Here is an 18,291-nt window from a genome sequence, read left to right on the forward strand (position 1 = left end):
ACTCCTGTATATTTGCTGGTCTTCCCAGCAAGCAAAATATTATTGAATGCCGCCATGTCCAAATCTGAACATAAGTTAATGTCTATAAACTTTTATTGCAAGTAGGGGCTCCATGCTGGTTCCCTAACGTCACCACTACTTGCCGGTAAAATGAAGCGCACACCACCATCTAAGGTAACGCCGCCCAAGACCCCTCTTACACCTTTTTGCGTAGCATACAGAATAATGCTGCCATTAGGCGCAATGGTTGGGGACTCATCTAAAAATGTATCGGTCAGGATATCTAAACGACCCGTTTTAAGATCCTGAACTGCAATTCTGAATACGTTATCTACGCCACGGTGAACCATCGCCAAGAAACGACCATCCTGAGTCAAACGACCACGGGAGTTATAGTTACCTTCATAAGTTACACGCTCTAACTGACGTGTTGGCAGATGAATACGATAGATCTGCGGCTGACCACCACGGTCAGAGGTAAAGATAAGTGACTGACCATCAGGCGACCAAGAAGGTTCCGTATCGATGCCATAATGGTGAGTAATTCGTGCCAGGCTACGAGAACGCAGGTCTAGAACATAAACCTCAGGGTTACCATCTTTAGATAACACTATCGCAAGTTTATTACCGTCAGGTGACCAAGCAGGCGCACCATTCAAGCCTCGGAACGACTGAACCTTTTCACGCTTACCTGTTGCTAAATACTGAATGTAGATAGCAGGCTTACCGGATTCAAAAGACACATACGCCAATTTAGACGCATCACGAGACCAAGCCGGAGACATTAGCGGCTCGCTCTGTTCACGAATGGTAATTGGACGCGCACCATCGGAATCAGCCATCTTCAAACGATAGCGACCTTTACCACCACCAAACTGCTGAGCTGTTACGTAAACGATACGAGTTGAGAATGCACCGCGAACACCGGTTAGCTTTTCGTACACCATATCCGAGATATAGTGAGCAATATCACGCATATTCGCTTGGTTACCTGATACACGCTCCGCAAGTAGCTGCTGCTCTTTCAGTACATCGTACAACTCAAACTCTACTTTTAGCTCTTTACCCTCTGATGGCAACTGACGTCCAATTAATAGAAACTCAGTTTTGCTCACGCGCCAATCGCGGAAGTAAACCTGATCACGTTTGTTTGGAAAGCTCAGCATATTGCGGCGATCCATCATCGAGAACAGACCGGTACGGCCTAAGTCATCAGATACAATCTGCGCAATATCTTCTGGCAGAGCGAAACTACCATCCCAAGAAAACGGCACTACAGCAACCGGCGTTGGCTCATCAATACCTTGGGTAATTTCGATAGCCAAATCACCTTCAGCGATTACGGAAACCGAAAACAACAGCGCAAATGTAGCTAATACTCGCTGTAAAACTCTGTTCATTTAGTTCTCCTTAAACACATAGCCGCCATACCAATTTAAAACAGGCTTAATTCCGTAGATCTTCAGGACGGAAACGCAATACACGCTTACGGAAATAGCGATCAAACACAATCGAATCCATCTCCTGAAGTTTTTCAAATACTTGTACACGCTCAATCGCACGTAAAGCATCGTTATCGAAGCGAGCATCACCACTCGATTTACTTACATACAGATCATTCACACGACCTGATGGCAAGAAATGTACGGTAATTTCTACAACCATACCATTTCGTGCAGTCGGTGATCGACGCCAGTTACGGGTAATCTGTGAAACTATATACGCTTCATAACTCATCGCAGCAGCACGCTGTTCTTCAGCTTGCAGAGCCGCCTCTTCAGCCTGTAACGCCTGCATTAGTGCTTCGTTACGTGCTTTTTCTTCTGCTTGTTTTTTCGCTGCAGCTTCAGCGTTTCTTTTCTTCTCTTCGGCCGCTTTTTTCTCAGCGTCTTTACGTTTCTTTTCGTCGGCTTTACGCTTTTTTTCAGCTGCGGCTTTCTTTAAACGATCTTGCTCAGCTTTCTTTTTAGCTGCTTCTTTTTTACGTTTTTCGTCAGCTTTACGCTTCTTTTCAGCCTCAGCTTTCTTTTTCTCTAGCTGTTTTTTCTTTTCAGCTTCTTTCTTAGCTTTTTCCTGCCTACGCTTTTCGTCCGCTTTACGCTTCTTATCTTCTTCAGCTTTGCGGATTTGATCCGCCTTCTGCTTGGCCTTAGCTTCAGAGGCTTTTTTACGCTGAGCAGATAGCGTGGTCAGGTCGACAATCTGCGCCTGAACATGACGAGGGACTTTACGCTCCTCCTCTTTGTGCTCAAACCAGCTCTGTGCCAACAAAACCACAACAAATATATGAAGTATGACAGCAAGGACTGTAGGAAGAAGATAACTACCCGGTCGCAAAATCAACCCCTACTCCGTCACCAAGCCTACGCTCGGCGCGCCTGCTTTCTGTAGCAAAACCATCAACTGCACAACCGAATCGTAATTTACATTACGATCACCGCGTACCAGCAGCATTTTCTTGGGGTTACTTGCTAAAATTTTAGCCACACGATCCTGAACAACATCAGCCGTAACCGCTTCTTTAGGGTCACCACCAATATCGATAAAGTATTCACCTTCTGAATTAACCGTCACGATAACCGGTTCATTATCTTCGTCATCGACAGGCTCCGCCGCTGCTTTAGGCAGATCAACATTAACGCCTTGCGTCAGCATGGGTGCCGTCACCATAAAGATCACCAAGAGCACCATCATGACATCAATGTAAGGCACTACATTGATATCAGCGTTTAACTTACGTTTTTTCTTATGCCGTCTGATCATCGATCACACCCGCTTAGTTGGATGCGTGCATACGACGATGCAAGATAGAAGAGAATTCGTCAGCAAAGGTTTCGTAGTTACCTAACAGATACTCAACCTGCGCAGAGTAGCGGTTATAAGCAATTACGGCTGGAATCGCAGCAAATAGACCAATCGCTGTAGCGATCAAGGCTTCAGCGATACCAGGTGCTACAGCGGACAATGTTGCTTGATGAACATTCGCCAAACCACGGAAGGAGTTCATAATCCCCCATACGGTACCAAAAAGGCCGATATAAGGGCTGGTAGAACCTACTGTTGCAAGGAATGGCAGGTGCTTTTCTAGCTTATCTTCTTCCCGTGCTAGGGCTACACGCATACTACGCTGTACACCGTCCATTACTGAATCGGGATCATAACCCGCTTGCTGAGTTAGACGCGTATATTCTTTGATACCAGCACGAAAGATATTCTCGGCACCACAGTCAGAATTTGGTTCGTGATTAATTTCACGGAAAAGTTGGCCAAGATCGACACCAGACCAGAAGCGATCTTCAAAGTTACGAAGTGATTTACGCGCACTACCTAACACCGATTGGCGTTGAAAGATCATCACCCAAGAAAGTACTGACGCTAATAAAAGCATTAACATTACTAGTTGAACCACGATACTTGCGTCGGCAACCAGACTCCAGATCGACATTTTTTCGACCACAGCACTTCCCTCTAAAAATTTGGTACAGGATATAATTTACCGGCTTTGTGATTCGTCAAAAACCAATAAGTTCCATCCATTTAATAGATAAAAAAATGAAGGCACAACAATAACAGTCATGGCGATTAATACAAGGAAAAACCAGCGTTTGAATTAGCTGTTTGTAAGGGTGTTGCCAGCCATCAGATTAGATAGCTGGCGAATAGATCTAGGCGATTTTCTTTAACGCAGATTCGTGAATAGATTGGCAGCGAATACAGCGTGATGCAGTAGGATTAGCCTTAAGACGTGTAAGCTCAATCTCTTCACCACAGTTGATGCATTCTCCAAAACTACCCTCTTCAATACGCTTAAGCGCAGCTTGGCATTCAGCTATTTCATCATGGTGACGTTGGAGCGCTTCAAACTGCCGTTCCAATTCAACAGTATGCTCGACTTCTTCACCAATATCTCGCACTTCGGACACAGAAGTGGATGAGATTTGATCTCGCAACTCCTCTTCGAGCTCGGCTTTCAGCTGAATAAGTAAACGATTAAGCTCAAGTCGGAATGCAGTAATCTCTGCATTACGAAGTATGGCCGTCATATTGTTACCTGTTATTTTTTTCAGTTATTTGGCAGGCATATTAGACGGCTTTTCTTCTGTCGTATCTTGATTGATGTCAGATTAACCAACAAATCCTATTTTTTATAGGGTTTATTGATCCAGATCGTATTTTAAGCCTCTTCGGGCTTGGCGATTCCGAAGTGCTGGTAAGCATGATCAGTTACAACACGACCACGCGGCGTGCGCATCACAAACCCTTGCTGAATTAGATAAGGCTCTAGCACATCTTCAATGGTGTCACGCTCCTCACTAATTGCAGCAGCAAGGCTTTCTACACCGACAGGACCGCCACCAAATTTTTCAATCATAGTCAGCAACATACGACGATCGAGATGATCGAAGCCATGGTGATCGACGTTCAACATATTCAGTGCACGATCGGCGATATCGCTATCAATTACACCATCACCTTTTACTTCTGCGTAATCACGGGCACGGCGTAACAAACGGTTAGCAATACGCGGCGTACCGCGAGAGCGTTTTGCCACTTCGCACGCACCTTGCGTATCGATTTTAGTACCCGAAAGATCAGCTGATCGAGCAACGATACTGGTCAGATCTTCAACGTTATAAAACTCTAAGCGCTGCACAATACCGAAACGATCACGCAACGGAGAGGTCAGCAAACCTGCGCGTGTTGTCGCACCTACTAATGTAAATGGAGGTAGCTCTAACTTGATAGAACGTGCTGCAGGGCCTTCACCAATCATAATATCCAGCTGGTAATCTTCCATTGCTGGATAGAGCACCTCTTCAACATTCGGGCTTAGACGGTGAATTTCATCGATAAAAAGAACGTCATTTGGCTCAAGATTGGTCAACAACGCAGCAAGGTCCCCTGCTTTTTCAAGCACCGGGCCAGAAGTAGTTTTGATCTCCGAGCCCATTTCATTGGCAATGATGTTCGCTAAAGTTGTTTTACCCAAACCTGGCGGGCCAAATATCAAAGTATGATCTAACGCCTCATTACGCATCTTTGCCGCTTGGATGAAGATCTCCATCTGCTCACGAACAACAGGCTGGCCAACGTAATCCTCCAACGCTTTAGGGCGGATAGCGCGATCATGCGCTTCTTCTACTGGGTTACTTAAAGGCGAGATAAAACGATCAGCTTCAATCATAATTTTTTACTCTATTAACCAACCATGGAGCGTAAAGCAACGCGAATAAGATCTTCACAGCTCGCACCAGAACCAAGCGATTTATGCGCCTGCTCAATCGACTTAGTTGCCTGAACCGGCTTATAGCCCAACGCAACCAATGCACTTTCAGCTTCAGCGCGGTTATCACTAACCGTTTCGAATGACGCCATATCGGGGCCATCTGCTGCCGACAACTGAAACTCATCCGAAGATTCCAACCCAAGCGCTTTAATCTTGTCTTTCATCTCTACAATTAAGCGTTCAGCTGTCTTCTTACCAACACCCGGCAACTTAATCAAAGACGCGGTATCACCATCATTTACGCAACGCACGAACTCAGTTGTAGAAATACCGGACAGGATAGTGATCGCCAATTTCGGCCCAACACCATTAGCCTTAATCAAGGTTCTAAAAAGCGAACGCTCTTGCTTATCGATAAAGCCATAAAGTAACTGCGCATCCTCTCGTACAACAAAGTGAGTAAAGAGGGTCACCTGTAATCCAACTTCAGGTAGTCGATAAAATGTGTTCATAGAAGCTTCCACTTCGTAGCCCACACCATTTACATCAATCACTAACTGTGGAGGCTGCTTTTCTAACAACTCACCTTTTAATCGACCAATCACTTACTTTTTATCCTTATCCAATTTTTCGAGCTTATGACCTGCCACAATAAATTCAGGCAACCTGAGATCTGCGAACATCGCAGCCATACGCAATACAAAGATGATTACCATAGAGATCAGCGCGACTGGCTGCCCAGGAATATACGACTGAAACACCACAAAAAATACCGAGCCTGCTAATGCACAGGTCGCATACAGCTCACCATCTCGCTGTAAAATCAGCGGTATCTGCCCAGTTAAAAGATCTCGGATCATACCACCAGCACAACCGGTGATAACGGCCATCATTACAACAATAATCGGTGGCAAACCAAGACCTAAGGCTTTTTCGGCACCTAACACGGCAAACAACGCCAGCCCCATAGCATCCAACACTAACAAAGTGCGTCGAGGGTACTGAATATATCGACAAACAAAGAAAGCAACGACCGCAGATATAATTGCAGTCCATAAATAAGAGGTATCAGCCACCCACACAACAGGATGAATATCTAAGGTAATATCGCGAATCGTGCCGCCACCTAAAGCCGTCACTATCGCTAAAACAACCACTCCTAGAATATCCAACTGCTTACCTTGAGCTGCTAATGCCCCTGCAGTTGCAAATACTGCAACTCCAATTAGATCAGCTATATAGATAAAATCAGCGTAAGACATCTCATTCATGAGGTTTATTGACGCCTCCAACTGGCATTGCGACTAGACATAGAACCTGCTGTTTTAATTAAGCTATTACGAGTATGCGCATGACAGAGTGCAATTGCGAGTGCATCGGCAGCATCCGCTTGCGGTAAACCTGGTAATTTTAGAATATGCGCCACCATATGCTGAACTTGTGATTTATCAGCCGAGCCTTTACCTACGACCGACTGTTTAACTTTACGAGCAGCATATTCGTATACCGGCAACTCAGCATTAGTGCCTGCAACAATAGCGACACCACGCGCCTGACCAAGCTTAAGTGCAGAGTCGGCATTACGCGCCATAAACACCTGCTCAATAGCGAACTCTTGCGGACAATAGCGCTCGATCACTTCCGATACCCCCGTATACACCTGCTGTAATCGCTCAGGTAATTCATCACCTTTAATACGAATACAGCCACTGGCAACATACTCATTTTTATTGCCAACGCAGTTAATTACACCGTAACCGGTGATTCGGGATCCTGGGTCTATTCCTAATATCAGCATCAAACTCATTTACTGGTTATTTATACAGGCAAGCATACAGGACTAGTCTTGGTTTACAAAGTGATTTTGAAGCAAACAACACAGAAGAAATAGAGACGTCGACCAGCCATAATACTTTACGAATCAGCCCTCCATTGCTTCTTCTGGAATAATCGCGTTGTGGTATACATTCTGGGAGTCATCCAGATCATCCAATACATCGATTAGCTTCAGTACTTTTCGCGCCGTATCCACATCAAGCTCAACGGCTGTTGACGGAATCATCGCCACTTCAGCATGCACAGGCTCAAGACCTGCATCTACGAGAGCCTGTTTAACATCGAGAAAGTCATGCCAATCAGTGAATACATCTATCAAGCCGTCGTCGTTGGCAACAACATCATCCGCACCCGCTTCTAGCGCTGCATCCATGATGGTTTCTTCATCTATTTCTACAAAGGTGATCTGGCCTTTTTTATTGAACAGATAGGCAACTGAACCACTCGTACCAAGATTACCGTTGTACTTATTAAATGCAGCACGCACTGCCGCCACAGTCCGATTAACGTTATCTGTCATACACTCAACTAGGATGGCCACACCGTTAGAACCATAACCCTCGTAGGTTAACTCGTCGTAATGCTCACCTTCACCGCCACCAGCACCACGGTGAATTGCCTTATCGATAGTGTCGCGCTTCATATTAGCGCCAAGAGCTTTATCAACCGCTGCGCGCAGCCGCGGATTATCGTCTGGGTTACCACCACCTTCTTTTGCTGCAACCACCAGCTCTCGAATGAGCTTGGTAAAAATCTTTCCGCGCTTTGCGTCCTGTGCCGCTTTACGGTGTTTGATATTGGCCCATTTAGAGTGACCTGCCATAACCCCTACTCCCTTTCGTTATTATTTTTTATCCAATATAAACAAAAAAAGCCGCCCGAAGGCAGCTTTTTAGTTTTAACCGATCCCTAGCTTGAACTAGGACAACGCGATGCTATTAAGGTGTTTTACGTAGCTTAATGTTCAATTCGCGTAGTTGTGCAGCACTTACTTCACCTGGCGCTTCAGTCATCATACAAGATGCACTTTGCGTTTTAGGGAAAGCAATTACTTCACGGATAGAGTCAGTGCCAGTCATCAGCATGATCAAACGATCAAGACCAAACGCCAAACCACCGTGCGGAGGCGCACCGTACTGCAATGCGTTTAGTAGGAAGCCAAACTTGTCATCAGCTTCTTCATCAGAGATACCTAGAATCTCCAGTACTGTTGCTTGCATCGCCTGATCGTGAATACGAACAGAACCACCACCAAGCTCACAGCCATTAAGTACCATGTCGTATGCACGAGATAGCGCTTCTAGCGGATTCGCTTTAAGCTCTTCTGGAGAGCAGCTTGGCGCAGTGAATGGGTGATGAAGCGCTGTTAGGCCGCCATCTGTTTCTTCGAACATTGGGAAATCAACAACCCATAGAGGTGCCCACTCACACTGAGCCATCTCAAGATCTTCACCCACTTTGATACGTAGAGCACCAAGCGCTTCAGAAACCACCTTAGCTTTGTCAGCACCGAAGAATACGATGTCACCATTTTCAACGCCTAGACGATCCATGATCGACATAGTCACTTCATCACCTAGGAACTTGATAATTGGAGACTGTAGGCCGTTAACGCCGTTTTCAATTTCGTTAACCTTGATCCAAGCAAGACCTTTAGCACCGTAGATGCTTACGTACTTAGTGTAATCATCAATATTCTTACGAGTCAGCTTAGCGCCACTAGGTACTTTAAGTGCAGTTACGCGGCACTTAGGATCGTTTGCTGGGCCTGCGAATACTTTAAATTCGATATCCGCCATTAGGTCAGCAACGTCAACCAATTCCATTGGGTAACGAAGATCTGGCTTATCAGAACCGTAACGCTGCATCGCTTCTGAGTAAGGCATGCGTGGGAAATCACCCAAATCCACACCTTTCAGCTCAAGGAACAGCTTGCGGATCATAGTTTCAGTCAGACCCATGATACCTTCTTCGTCCATGAACGAAGTTTCGATATCGATCTGAGTGAATTCAGGCTGTCGGTCAGCACGCAAATCTTCATCACGGAAGCATTTAGCGATCTGGTAGTAACGGTCGAAACCAGACACCATCAACAACTGTTTAAATAGCTGTGGAGACTGCGGCAGCGCGAAGAACTGACCATCATGAACACGGCTTGGCACTAGGTAGTCACGGGCACCTTCAGGTGTAGCACGGTTTAGAATCGGCGTTTCGATATCTAGGAAACCATTATCATCTAGGTAGTTACGGATCGCGTTAGATACTTTAGAACGGAAACGTAGCTTTTCCTGCATTTCTGGACGACGTAGATCGATGTAACGATTACGTAGACGCACATCTTCACCAACGTTTTGGTGCTCATCCAACTGGAACGGAGGTGTTTCAGACTTGTTTAGGATAACAAGCTCTTTACCTAGAACTTCGATCTCACCTGTTGGCATTTCAGAGTTGATCGTGCCTTCTGGACGACCACGAACAGTACCTTTGATCTCAACTACGAATTCATTACGGCAGCTATCTGCTAGCGCGAAGCTCTCTTCACGATCTGGATCAAATACAACCTGTGCTAGACCTTCACGGTCACGCACGTCTAGGAAGATAACACCACCGTGGTCACGACGACGATGAACCCAACCACAAAGGGTAATGTCTTCGCCGATATGCTCTTTTCTGAGATCGCCGCAATAATGACTGCGCATAATTTACTGTTCCTGTTAACTGTCTCGGTTTGGTTTTCACCAAACGGTCAATGAATTAATACTTTATCTATCCGGAGTTAGCTGTCTGTACCTGACGAAGCACCGGAACCACCTGCAAGATTTTTCTTCTTGCCGGTTTTAAAATCTGTCTCGTACCAGCCGGAACCAGAAAGGCGAAAACCCGGAGCCGATACTTTTTTGGTCACTTCCTCACTTGCGCAGGAAACACATGCAGGCGCAGGCGCATCACTTTTAAGAACAAGTTTTTCAAACTCGTGACCACAGCTGTCACACTGAAAATCAAAGATTGGCATTGGAAATAAACCCGATCGAAACTTCCTAAACGCAGGAAGCGTATTTTAAAAACGGCGGATTATACCTTATTTAAGCAGAGGGAACAGGCCCCAAATGGGATTGAGGCCCTAAAGATTTAAAATACAGGTGACTAATTTTCAATGAAGCTAAATGAAGCTTATTCTTCCGGTACAAATTCCAGCTCACCAGACATTAACGCTTCTAGTTTTCGTCTAATTTCATGAATCTGTTCAGCTGTATACGGCTCCGCTGGCACCTTACCCCAAACAGGCCCAGGCCAAGCCTTATCAGTCTCATAACGAACGATATGATGAAGGTGTAATTGCGGCACTATATTCCCCAAAGACGCTACATTCATTTTTCTAGCAGCAAAACTATCTGCCAAGTTAGATGCCAAGAAAGATGATTCCTTGATTAACTCGCATTGCTCATCATCAGAAAGATGATAGATTTCTGTTGCACCTGCACGCCTTGGCACCAAAATAAACCAAGGATAATTAGCATCGTTTAACAGTAAGAGCCGACTAATCGGAAAATCCCCTAACACTATACAATCAGCGGCTAACTGCGGGTGAAGTTCAAACTCAAGCTCTAATTCGTCCATTACAATACTCCTATCATCTTCTCTAGGGGCCTTATACAAAACAATGGCTTTGACACTGACATCCTTCTCGATTCAAATAGATAACGCGTCGCCCCAACACTATTTAGCTTAGCAACACAAAACCGAAGCCGCGATATGTTAGAAATAAAAATTTGCCATAAAATCAGTGAAATAGGCCCAGACACTTGGAACAACCTCCTTCCCTCTGATTACCCTTTTTGCCGATACGAATTCCTCCACGCACTTGAGGAATCAGGCAGCGTAAGTGCGAAAACAGGCTGGCAGCCCCTTCACATCCAACTTCAAGATAACGGTATAACTGTAGCCATAGTGCCGCTCTATCTTAAGAATCATTCCTACGGTGAATATGTATTTGATTGGGCTTGGGCAGAAGCTTACGAACGTTATGGCATGGACTATTACCCAAAACTCGTATCATCAATCCCATTCTCTCCTGTGGGTGGTCCGAGGTTATTAACAAAACAACCTATAGAGCCTTTATTTGAAAGTTTGAGCCAAGCCATTCCACAGCTATGCCAACATTTCAAAGCTAACTCTTGGCACCTACTCTTCCCATCAAAGAAGGAAGCGGACTCGCTGGATAGCGCAAACTACATGATCCGTAAGGGCTGTCAGTACCAGTGGTTTAATCAAGACTACTCGACCTACGATGACTTTCTGCAAAACCTAACGTCTCGTAAGCGTAAAAACCTAAATAAAGAGCGCAAAAAGATCGATGAGCAAGGCATCACTCATCGCCAAATTCAGGGCAAAGATATAACCGATAACGAGATTGACACTTTTTATGATTTTTACCGCCTAACCTATCTTAAACGCGGACGCGAAGCCTATCTCAGTAAATCGTTTTTCACCCAATTAAAACAGACCATGCCTGAAAACCTCTTACTCGTTTTAGCTTACAAAGACGAAACACCGGTTGCAGGCGCACTGTCACTACAAGATTCCACCACCTTATACGGGCGATACTGGGGTTGTTTTGATGAATACGACAGTCTTCATTTCGAAACCTGCTACTACCAAGGTATTGAGTATTGTATTAGTCTGGGGTTAAAGCGATTTGATTCTGGCGCTCAGGGAGAGCATAAAATACAGCGAGGATTCACCCCTGTACCGACGTATTCGGTCCACTGGCTTAAGGAGGTTGGATTCAATAAAGCAGTACAGCAGTTTATTGATGAAGAGACCTCCGCGATTGATGAACAGATCGAGCAACTGCAAAAGTATTTACCCTACAAAGCGCTATAATGTAGAAAGGATTTAAACAACAAGACAAGGAGTCATGTGATGAATATGCCAACTATTCGTCCCCTACCTATAAAAACCAAAAACGAATCCCTTATTATTCGAATCCTACGTTGGATATTTGCTGTACGAAAATGGGTATTAACTGAAGACTGGACCTACACGATGCGTGACGGCACCAAGATAGTGATACCTAAAGGCTTCGAATTTGATGGTGCATCCATTCCCCGCCCTCTTTGGGCCATACTCTCACCCACTGGCCTTTTATTCCTACCGGGCTTAATTCATGACTACGCCTACAAATATGACCAACTCATCGGGATAGATGAAAACGGTAAACGCTATGCCTACAAAGCAGGTGCTGGCAAATCCCATTGGGATCGAGTATTTCGTGAAACCGGGATTGATATCAATGGCGTTGCAATAATCGACACACTCGCCTGGTTAGCCCTTGCCTTAGGCGGCTGGTATACCTGGAGACAACACCGCAAAACCAATGCTCAACCCGTTATCGAGCAAGTCGCAAAATAATCCCTATTGGAAACAATCAAACATTCATAGCGCATATAAGCAGTTGCGCTCTTTCTAACTTTTAAGAGCCCAATCTATGAATATCATGGAAGATACTCTCTATAAGAAAATTCAAACCCAAGCCAACTGGTTTGCCAAACATGCTGCTAGGCATAAAAAGATGAACCACACGCTTTGGTTTATCTCCTCATTCACATCGGTCGCGATTGCGATCTGCGCCAATTTCTCTTTCGAAATACTCAACCTTTCTTCTGCCAAGCTCACAGCCCTTTTAGCGATATTCCTACCTGTCATTACCGGATACACGCTTTTAAGGGGCCCAGAAAACTTGTGGATCATGGAGATAGAAATAAGAAATCGCTTATTAGACCTGAAAAGCAAAATGGAACTCACAGCTGAATGCGAAGGAGCTTTTGATCGCACAGAATTTGAAGAGGAATATTTTGCAGTTTTGAAGGATGCAAACAGCAAATGGCAGGAGATAAAAAGCAAATAAAACAGACAAGACTAATTTATATTAACCGTTTATTCAGAAATATCGTGTAGACTGCTACAATTTATAGAAACCTAATTTCTACGGGCCTTGTAGCGTTAAGTAGTAACTATGAGCGAACACCTTCACATCAAACAAGCGTTTGAATTATCCGCAAAGTTTCTAGCGCATAAATCTTATAATTCGCTGACCCATGCAGTTCTTCACTACTTCTGTTCTCTAGAAGGCGTAGAGGATGCGGTATCGTATGAAATTTTCGGTGATGCTAAGTCCGATACCGGCCTTTCCATCAGACGCTTTCCAATTACCTTAGATGAATCATTTGAAGATCGGCATAGCGATCTCATGCTCAAAACGCTGCCAAAAAGTAAAGGCGGTGTAGCATGCATGAAGTTCAAAGGTGAAGACTATATATTCTTAGACATTACTAAAGATGTTATTCCTCGACGTATCATTTTGATCACGGGCAAAGTATCTGAAACGGATATGGTTTTGATCGAAGGTGTCTTCAGCATCTATGAAAAGCAGGTTGCATTATTAGATGCAAAAGAGCGCGATATGTTAACAGGCTTACCTAACCGACAAACCATGGAATTAAGCCTTAACGAGGTCGTAGCGTTTCACCGCGGCCATAAGAACAACCACATAAACTCATCCTGGATGGTTGTTCTCGATATTGACCACTTCAAAAATATTAATGATACCTTCGGCCATCTCTATGGAGATGAAGTTCTGCTTCACTTTGCCGAACTAATGAAGAAAACCTTCCGTTATACCGATTTTCTGTTCCGTTATGGCGGCGAAGAGTTTGTCGTCATACTGAACAATGCCGATCAAGATCAAGCTCTACAAATACTCGAACGCTTCCACAAAGCAGTTCAGGATTACACATTCCCATCAGGCAAACTAACTGTAAGTGTTGGCTATACAGAGATTGACCCGGTTACACCTCCAATGCTGCACTTTGAGCAAGCCGACCGAGCGCTATACCACGCAAAAAACAACGGCCGAAACCTCATTGTACACTTCAACGAAGTTAGCTCTCGAATTGAAGTACCCGATGATGACGTAGAGCTTTTCTAAAACACTCATCAAAAACAAAAAGAGCAGCTTATAAGCTGCTCTTTTTCGTTTCAGTAACCTTATCACCCAGAGATAAATACCGGTGCGAACCCAAGGTTCCACACAATCACTGTACCTACGCGAGTAATAACCAAATAGACAAGCCCTACCGCCAGAATTGCTCCACAGAAGAAGAAAGCCTGATCTTTATCGATACCCAACACATGTGGTAAACCGTCATAGATCAGATAGCCTGTATACGCAGCTGCCGCTAAATATACCAACATGTTAGCCCATGGAACGGGGTATAAAGAGATAAAGCCAGCTAAGAAAAGCGGCGTACAAGAATAAGCAGCTAAAGCAATACCATTAGCCGCGTAATCATCATGACCACTACCGTAAGTTTTTGACATCCAGTCAATCATCCAGCCTAAACCAAACACACCAACAAGGATTGCTACATAGGTTAAAACGTTCAATTGCAATGCACTGATTGCAGTAAGCTTAATCAGCTCACCATCACCGACACGCCAACCAAATTGAGTTGTAGAAATGTAAGCACACACAGGACCTATAAGCGCCAATAAACAGGTATAGGCCATATAGATACGACTGGGATTACTGTGCTCTTTTTTGATCAATTCCCACTCTGCATCAGGGTGGGTAAACATTCCGGGTATGTGACTCAGCAGCATAATGATCACCTCTTAGGCTTGTTATTTTGCGAGTTATTAGCTTCGAGTTGCCTCTAGCCATTACGCTCCCAATGAAAAACAGATCATTTTTCATACAGTTATTTTAGTTGAGAACGCAGCTGTTCACCGACGATGCATCTTGAAAATCTCTAAAGATACTTAGTGATCTGATGGATATTTTTAAAGATCAAAAAAAACGGGGCTAAATTAGCCCCGCAAAAAGCTCCAACACAAGGCTGGGAGCACACCAATTTCGAGTAGACACCAAATCCACTCTAACGACCTATAAAATAGAAAGTTGCAGTTACCAGATTCCCCCCTGGTAACTGCGGGAGTAACGGGTAAATCTGACGTTTTACCCGCTGTTCAGCTCAAGCCGGCACAGATTGGCTCTCGCTGAATTAAACCAAGTGGATCTCCGGTTCACTTGGTTCAAGACCAGTAGTTCGACTTTTTAACCTAGTTACAGGTATTACCCCGCAACCAAAGATAATTACTGGTCTTGATAAGCTTCGATACCTGGACAAGAACAGATAAAGTTCCGATCGCCGTATACGTTGTCGATACGGTTTGCTGTCGGCCAGAACTTGTTCTGACGAGTCACTTCATTCGGGAACACAGCCTCTTCACGACTATATGGACGCTCCCAAGCAGCGCTCATAATGTCCGATTGCGTATGCGGCGCATTAAACAGCGGGTTGTTATCCGCAGGCCATTCGCCGTTTTGTACTTTGTTGATCTCTTCACGGATCTGAACCATGGCATCGATAAAGCGATCAATCTCCGCTTTAGATTCCGATTCAGTTGGCTCGATCATCAAAGTGCCCGCTACCGGGAAAGACATGGTTGGCGCGTGGAAACCGTAGTCCATCAGACGCTTAGCAATATCTTCTTCAGTAACACCGCTTTCCTCTTTGATTGGGCGAATATCAACGATACATTCGTGGGCAACCTTGTTATTACGACCACGGTAAAGTACCGGATAGTGCTCAGCCAATTTCTCAGTCATGTAGTTAGCATTAAGGATCGCCATCTCTGTCGATGCTTTAAGGCCAGACTTACCTAGCATGACGTTGTACATCCACGTGATCGGTAGGATCGAAGCAGAACCATAAGGCGTCGCTGCAACCGCACCGTTTTCAGGGTTTACGCCTTCAACTGGGCTTACTTTGTGGCTCGCTAGGAACGGTGCCAAGTGGCTCTTAACGCCGATTGGACCCATACCTGGGCCACCGCCACCGTGCGGGATAGCAAATGTTTTGTGTAGGTTTAGGTGAGATACATCAGATCCGATTGCGCCCGGCTTAGAGATACCTACCTGCGCATTCATGTTCGCGCCATCCATATACACCTGACCGCCGTTTTTGTGAATGATGTCGCAGATTTCTACGATATCTTCCTCATAAACACCGTGTGTAGATGGGTAAGTGATCATCAAGCAAGATAGATCATCTTTGTGTAGTTCTGCTTGCGCACGAAGATCAGCAACATCAACGTTACCGTTGTCATCACACTTAGTCACAATGATCTTCATATCCATCATTGCAGCAGAAGCAGGGTTAGTACCGTGCGCAGATGATGGGATCAAGCAAACATTACGATGGCCTTCACCAACGGACTCTTGGTACTTACGAATCGCCAATAGACCTGCGTATTCACCAGAAGCACCAGAGTTAGGCTGCAAAGAAACCTTGTCGTAACCGGTAATCTCTACCAATTGATCTTCCAGTTCGTGCAGCATTTGGTGATAGCCCTGCACTTGGTCAGCCGGTGCAAACGGGTGAATGTTTGCAAACTCAGGCCATGTAACCGGGATCATTTCAGCCGTAGCGTTTAGCTTCATGGTGCAAGAACCGAGTGGGATCATGCCATGCGCCAAAGAGTAATCTTTGTTCTCTAGCTTCTTCATGTAACGAAGCATGTCGGTTTCGCTGTGGTAGCTGTTGAACGTCGGGTGCGTCAGGATTGCATCTTCACGACGCATCTCTGTAGAGATACCCGTCGCTTCACCTGCAACAATTGCTGCATCTAGCTCAGCAACGCTTAGACCGTGATCGTCGCCCAATATAACGTCTAGCAACTGCGCAACATCTTCAGACGATGTTGTTTCATCCAAGCTGATACCCAACTTATCAGAACCAACCTTGCGGAAGTTACAACCCGCATCGATTGCTCTTTGGTAAACAACCTCTTGAGTCTCAGGCAGAGAAACAGTCAACGTATCGAAGTACGTGTCGTTAACCGCAACACCTTTCGCCTTAAGACCATTAGCAAGCACAGCCGTCAAACGATGTACGCGCTCTGCAATCGTCTTAAGGCCTTCTGGACCGTGATATACAGCGTAGAAAGAAGCCATATTGGCAAGCAACGCTTGAGCTGTACAGATGTTAGAAGTCGCCTTCTCACGACGGATATGCTGCTCACGTGTTTGCATCGCCATACGCAATGCTTGGTTACCGTTTACATCGATAGATACACCGATGATACGACCAGGCACAGAACGTTTTAGCTTTTCAGATGCAGCAAAGAAAGCTGCGTGTGGACCACCAAAGCCCATTGGTACACCAAAGCGCTGAGAGGAACCTAGTACAACATCAGCACCCAGTTCACCTGGTGATTTAAGAAGAACCAAGGCTAGGATATCAGCAGCAACGGAAACCATTGCTTTCTGGCCTTTAGCCGCATCAATAATTGATTTGATATCAGTGATATCGCCGTAAGTACTTGGGTACTGTAGCTGAACACCAAATGGATCTGCCGCTTCAAGATCTGTTAGCGGGTTACCTACTACAATGTCGTAACCAAAGTATTCGGCACGTGTTTTGATAACGTCCAGCGTCTGTGGGTGAACATCATCAGCAACAAAATAAGTATTGGTTTTCTTACGATTTGAGCGCTTGCACAGCGTCATCGCTTCTGCAGCGGCTGTCGCTTCATCAAGTAGAGAAGCGTTGGCCAATTCCATTCCGGTTAGGTCCATCACCATCTGCTGGAAGTTAAGCAGTGCTTCTAGTCGACCCTGAGCAATTTCTGGCTGGTAAGGTGTATAAGCCGTGTACCAACCTGGGTTTTCCATAACGTTACGCAAGATAACGTTTGGGACCAAAGTATTGCTATAGCCCATACCAATATAAGATTTATTAACCTTATTTTTATCAGCTAGTGTTTTGATATACGCAAGTGCATCAGCTTCAGTCTTGCTATCCGCCATATCTAACGCATCATCTAAGCGGATGGAATCTGGAACGGTCTGTGTAATCAGTTCATCCATTGAGTTAAGACCCAAAAAGGACAACATATCCTGAGTCTGCTCACTATCTGGACCAATATGACGACGAGTAAAGTCAGTCGTCTGCTGAAGATCACTCAAAGTGCGAGTTTCTACTGCCATAACAATAACCTGTGGTAACCGATCGATTTAAGTATGTGTAACAGACACTTAAACCAAATATATTTAAGGGTGCGAAGCGGTCCTGCACTGCCGCTTCGCCTTGCTAAAGCTAATTGGGGGACAGGGTTACTAGGTATTCAGGCTGATTAGACCCTTACAAATACCTAGTAACTCA

At 45.0% G+C, this 18,291-nt stretch carries 19 protein-coding genes; 4 read left to right on the forward strand and 15 right to left on the reverse strand.

Translation table 11 applies throughout. From position 1 onward, the window contains the following. Positions 1 to 92 precede the first annotated feature (92 nt). From tolB to ACMXYX_RS09980, 13 genes are all read right to left on the reverse strand, one after another. Entirely contained in the window at positions 93 to 1,400 is a 1,308-nt protein-coding gene (gene tolB / locus ACMXYX_RS09920) for a Tol-Pal system beta propeller repeat protein TolB (RefSeq protein WP_415896385.1), read from the reverse strand. Between the two features lie 46 nt (positions 1,401 to 1,446). Next, positions 1,447 to 2,343, reverse strand: a complete 897-nt coding sequence (tolA, locus tag ACMXYX_RS09925; RefSeq protein WP_415896386.1) for a cell envelope integrity protein TolA — start codon at positions 2,341 to 2,343, stop codon at positions 1,447 to 1,449. A gap of 3 nt (positions 2,344 to 2,346) precedes the next feature. Further along, positions 2,347 to 2,763 (reverse strand): protein TolR, encoded by a 417-nt coding sequence (gene tolR / locus ACMXYX_RS09930; RefSeq protein WP_415896387.1) that lies wholly within the window; start codon positions 2,761 to 2,763, stop codon positions 2,347 to 2,349. Between the two features lie 13 nt (positions 2,764 to 2,776). Then, on the reverse strand, positions 2,777 to 3,445 hold the full coding sequence (tolQ, locus tag ACMXYX_RS09935) for a protein TolQ (RefSeq protein WP_415891016.1): 669 nt from the start codon (positions 3,443 to 3,445) through the stop codon (positions 2,777 to 2,779). 220 nt (positions 3,446 to 3,665) lie between these two features. After that, positions 3,666 to 4,043: a TraR/DksA family transcriptional regulator gene (locus ACMXYX_RS09940; protein WP_415896388.1), complete on the reverse strand. Its 378-nt coding sequence runs from the start codon at positions 4,041 to 4,043 to the stop codon at positions 3,666 to 3,668. Positions 4,044 to 4,174: 131 nt separating this feature from the next. Further along, complete coding sequence (gene ruvB / locus ACMXYX_RS09945; RefSeq protein ID WP_415896389.1) at positions 4,175 to 5,185, reverse strand: Holliday junction branch migration DNA helicase RuvB; 1,011 nt, start codon at positions 5,183 to 5,185, stop codon at positions 4,175 to 4,177. A 14-nt stretch (positions 5,186 to 5,199) separates the two neighbouring features. Continuing rightward, the gene (gene ruvA, locus ACMXYX_RS09950; RefSeq protein ID WP_415884261.1) at positions 5,200 to 5,832 is read right to left on the reverse strand and encodes a Holliday junction branch migration protein RuvA; all 633 of its coding nucleotides are present in this window, start codon (positions 5,830 to 5,832) and stop codon (positions 5,200 to 5,202) included. After that, positions 5,833 to 6,498, reverse strand: a complete 666-nt coding sequence (locus ACMXYX_RS09955) for a trimeric intracellular cation channel family protein (RefSeq protein WP_415896390.1) — start codon at positions 6,496 to 6,498, stop codon at positions 5,833 to 5,835. 5 nt (positions 6,499 to 6,503) lie between these two features. Beyond that, positions 6,504 to 7,025, reverse strand: coding sequence for a crossover junction endodeoxyribonuclease RuvC (gene ruvC, locus ACMXYX_RS09960; RefSeq protein WP_415896391.1), 522 nt, complete (start codon positions 7,023 to 7,025; stop codon positions 6,504 to 6,506). Positions 7,026 to 7,148: 123 nt separating this feature from the next. Further along, on the reverse strand, positions 7,149 to 7,886 hold the full coding sequence (locus tag ACMXYX_RS09965; protein ID WP_415896392.1) for a YebC/PmpR family DNA-binding transcriptional regulator: 738 nt from the start codon (positions 7,884 to 7,886) through the stop codon (positions 7,149 to 7,151). A 115-nt stretch (positions 7,887 to 8,001) separates the two neighbouring features. Then, entirely contained in the window at positions 8,002 to 9,762 is a 1,761-nt protein-coding gene (gene aspS / locus ACMXYX_RS09970; protein ID WP_415896393.1) for an aspartate--tRNA ligase, read from the reverse strand. Between the two features lie 77 nt (positions 9,763 to 9,839). Beyond that, on the reverse strand, positions 9,840 to 10,076 hold the full coding sequence (locus ACMXYX_RS09975; RefSeq protein WP_415891008.1) for an FmdB family zinc ribbon protein: 237 nt from the start codon (positions 10,074 to 10,076) through the stop codon (positions 9,840 to 9,842). 158 nt (positions 10,077 to 10,234) lie between these two features. Then, entirely contained in the window at positions 10,235 to 10,681 is a 447-nt protein-coding gene (locus ACMXYX_RS09980; RefSeq protein WP_415887815.1) for an HIT domain-containing protein, read from the reverse strand. A gap of 135 nt (positions 10,682 to 10,816) precedes the next feature. Here ACMXYX_RS09980 and ACMXYX_RS09985 point away from each other — a divergent pair, with 135 nt between their 5' ends. The 4 genes from ACMXYX_RS09985 (at position 10,817) to ACMXYX_RS10000 (ending at position 14,051) form a co-directional block, all read left to right on the forward strand. After that, positions 10,817 to 11,947, forward strand: coding sequence for a GNAT family N-acetyltransferase (locus ACMXYX_RS09985; protein ID WP_415896394.1), 1,131 nt, complete (start codon positions 10,817 to 10,819; stop codon positions 11,945 to 11,947). A 39-nt stretch (positions 11,948 to 11,986) separates the two neighbouring features. Then, positions 11,987 to 12,475: a DUF1353 domain-containing protein gene (locus ACMXYX_RS09990; RefSeq protein ID WP_415896395.1), complete on the forward strand. Its 489-nt coding sequence runs from the start codon at positions 11,987 to 11,989 to the stop codon at positions 12,473 to 12,475. A gap of 76 nt (positions 12,476 to 12,551) precedes the next feature. After that, a complete protein-coding gene (locus ACMXYX_RS09995; RefSeq protein ID WP_415896396.1) occupies positions 12,552 to 12,971 on the forward strand; it encodes a hypothetical protein in 420 nt (139 codons plus the stop codon). Between the two features lie 108 nt (positions 12,972 to 13,079). Further along, positions 13,080 to 14,051, forward strand: coding sequence for a GGDEF domain-containing protein (locus ACMXYX_RS10000; protein ID WP_415884251.1), 972 nt, complete (start codon positions 13,080 to 13,082; stop codon positions 14,049 to 14,051). Positions 14,052 to 14,113: 62 nt separating this feature from the next. On the opposite strand, the gene ACMXYX_RS10005 is transcribed toward ACMXYX_RS10000, so the two are convergent. Next, positions 14,114 to 14,725, reverse strand: a complete 612-nt coding sequence (locus tag ACMXYX_RS10005; RefSeq protein WP_415896397.1) for a Yip1 family protein — start codon at positions 14,723 to 14,725, stop codon at positions 14,114 to 14,116. A gap of 493 nt (positions 14,726 to 15,218) precedes the next feature. Then, complete coding sequence (gene gcvP, locus ACMXYX_RS10010) at positions 15,219 to 18,116, reverse strand: aminomethyl-transferring glycine dehydrogenase (protein ID WP_415896398.1); 2,898 nt, start codon at positions 18,114 to 18,116, stop codon at positions 15,219 to 15,221. Positions 18,117 to 18,291 lie beyond the last annotated feature (175 nt).

The organism is Neptuniibacter sp. QD72_48 (assembly GCF_047778065.1).
GTDB lineage: Bacteria > Pseudomonadota > Gammaproteobacteria > Pseudomonadales > Balneatricaceae > Neptuniibacter.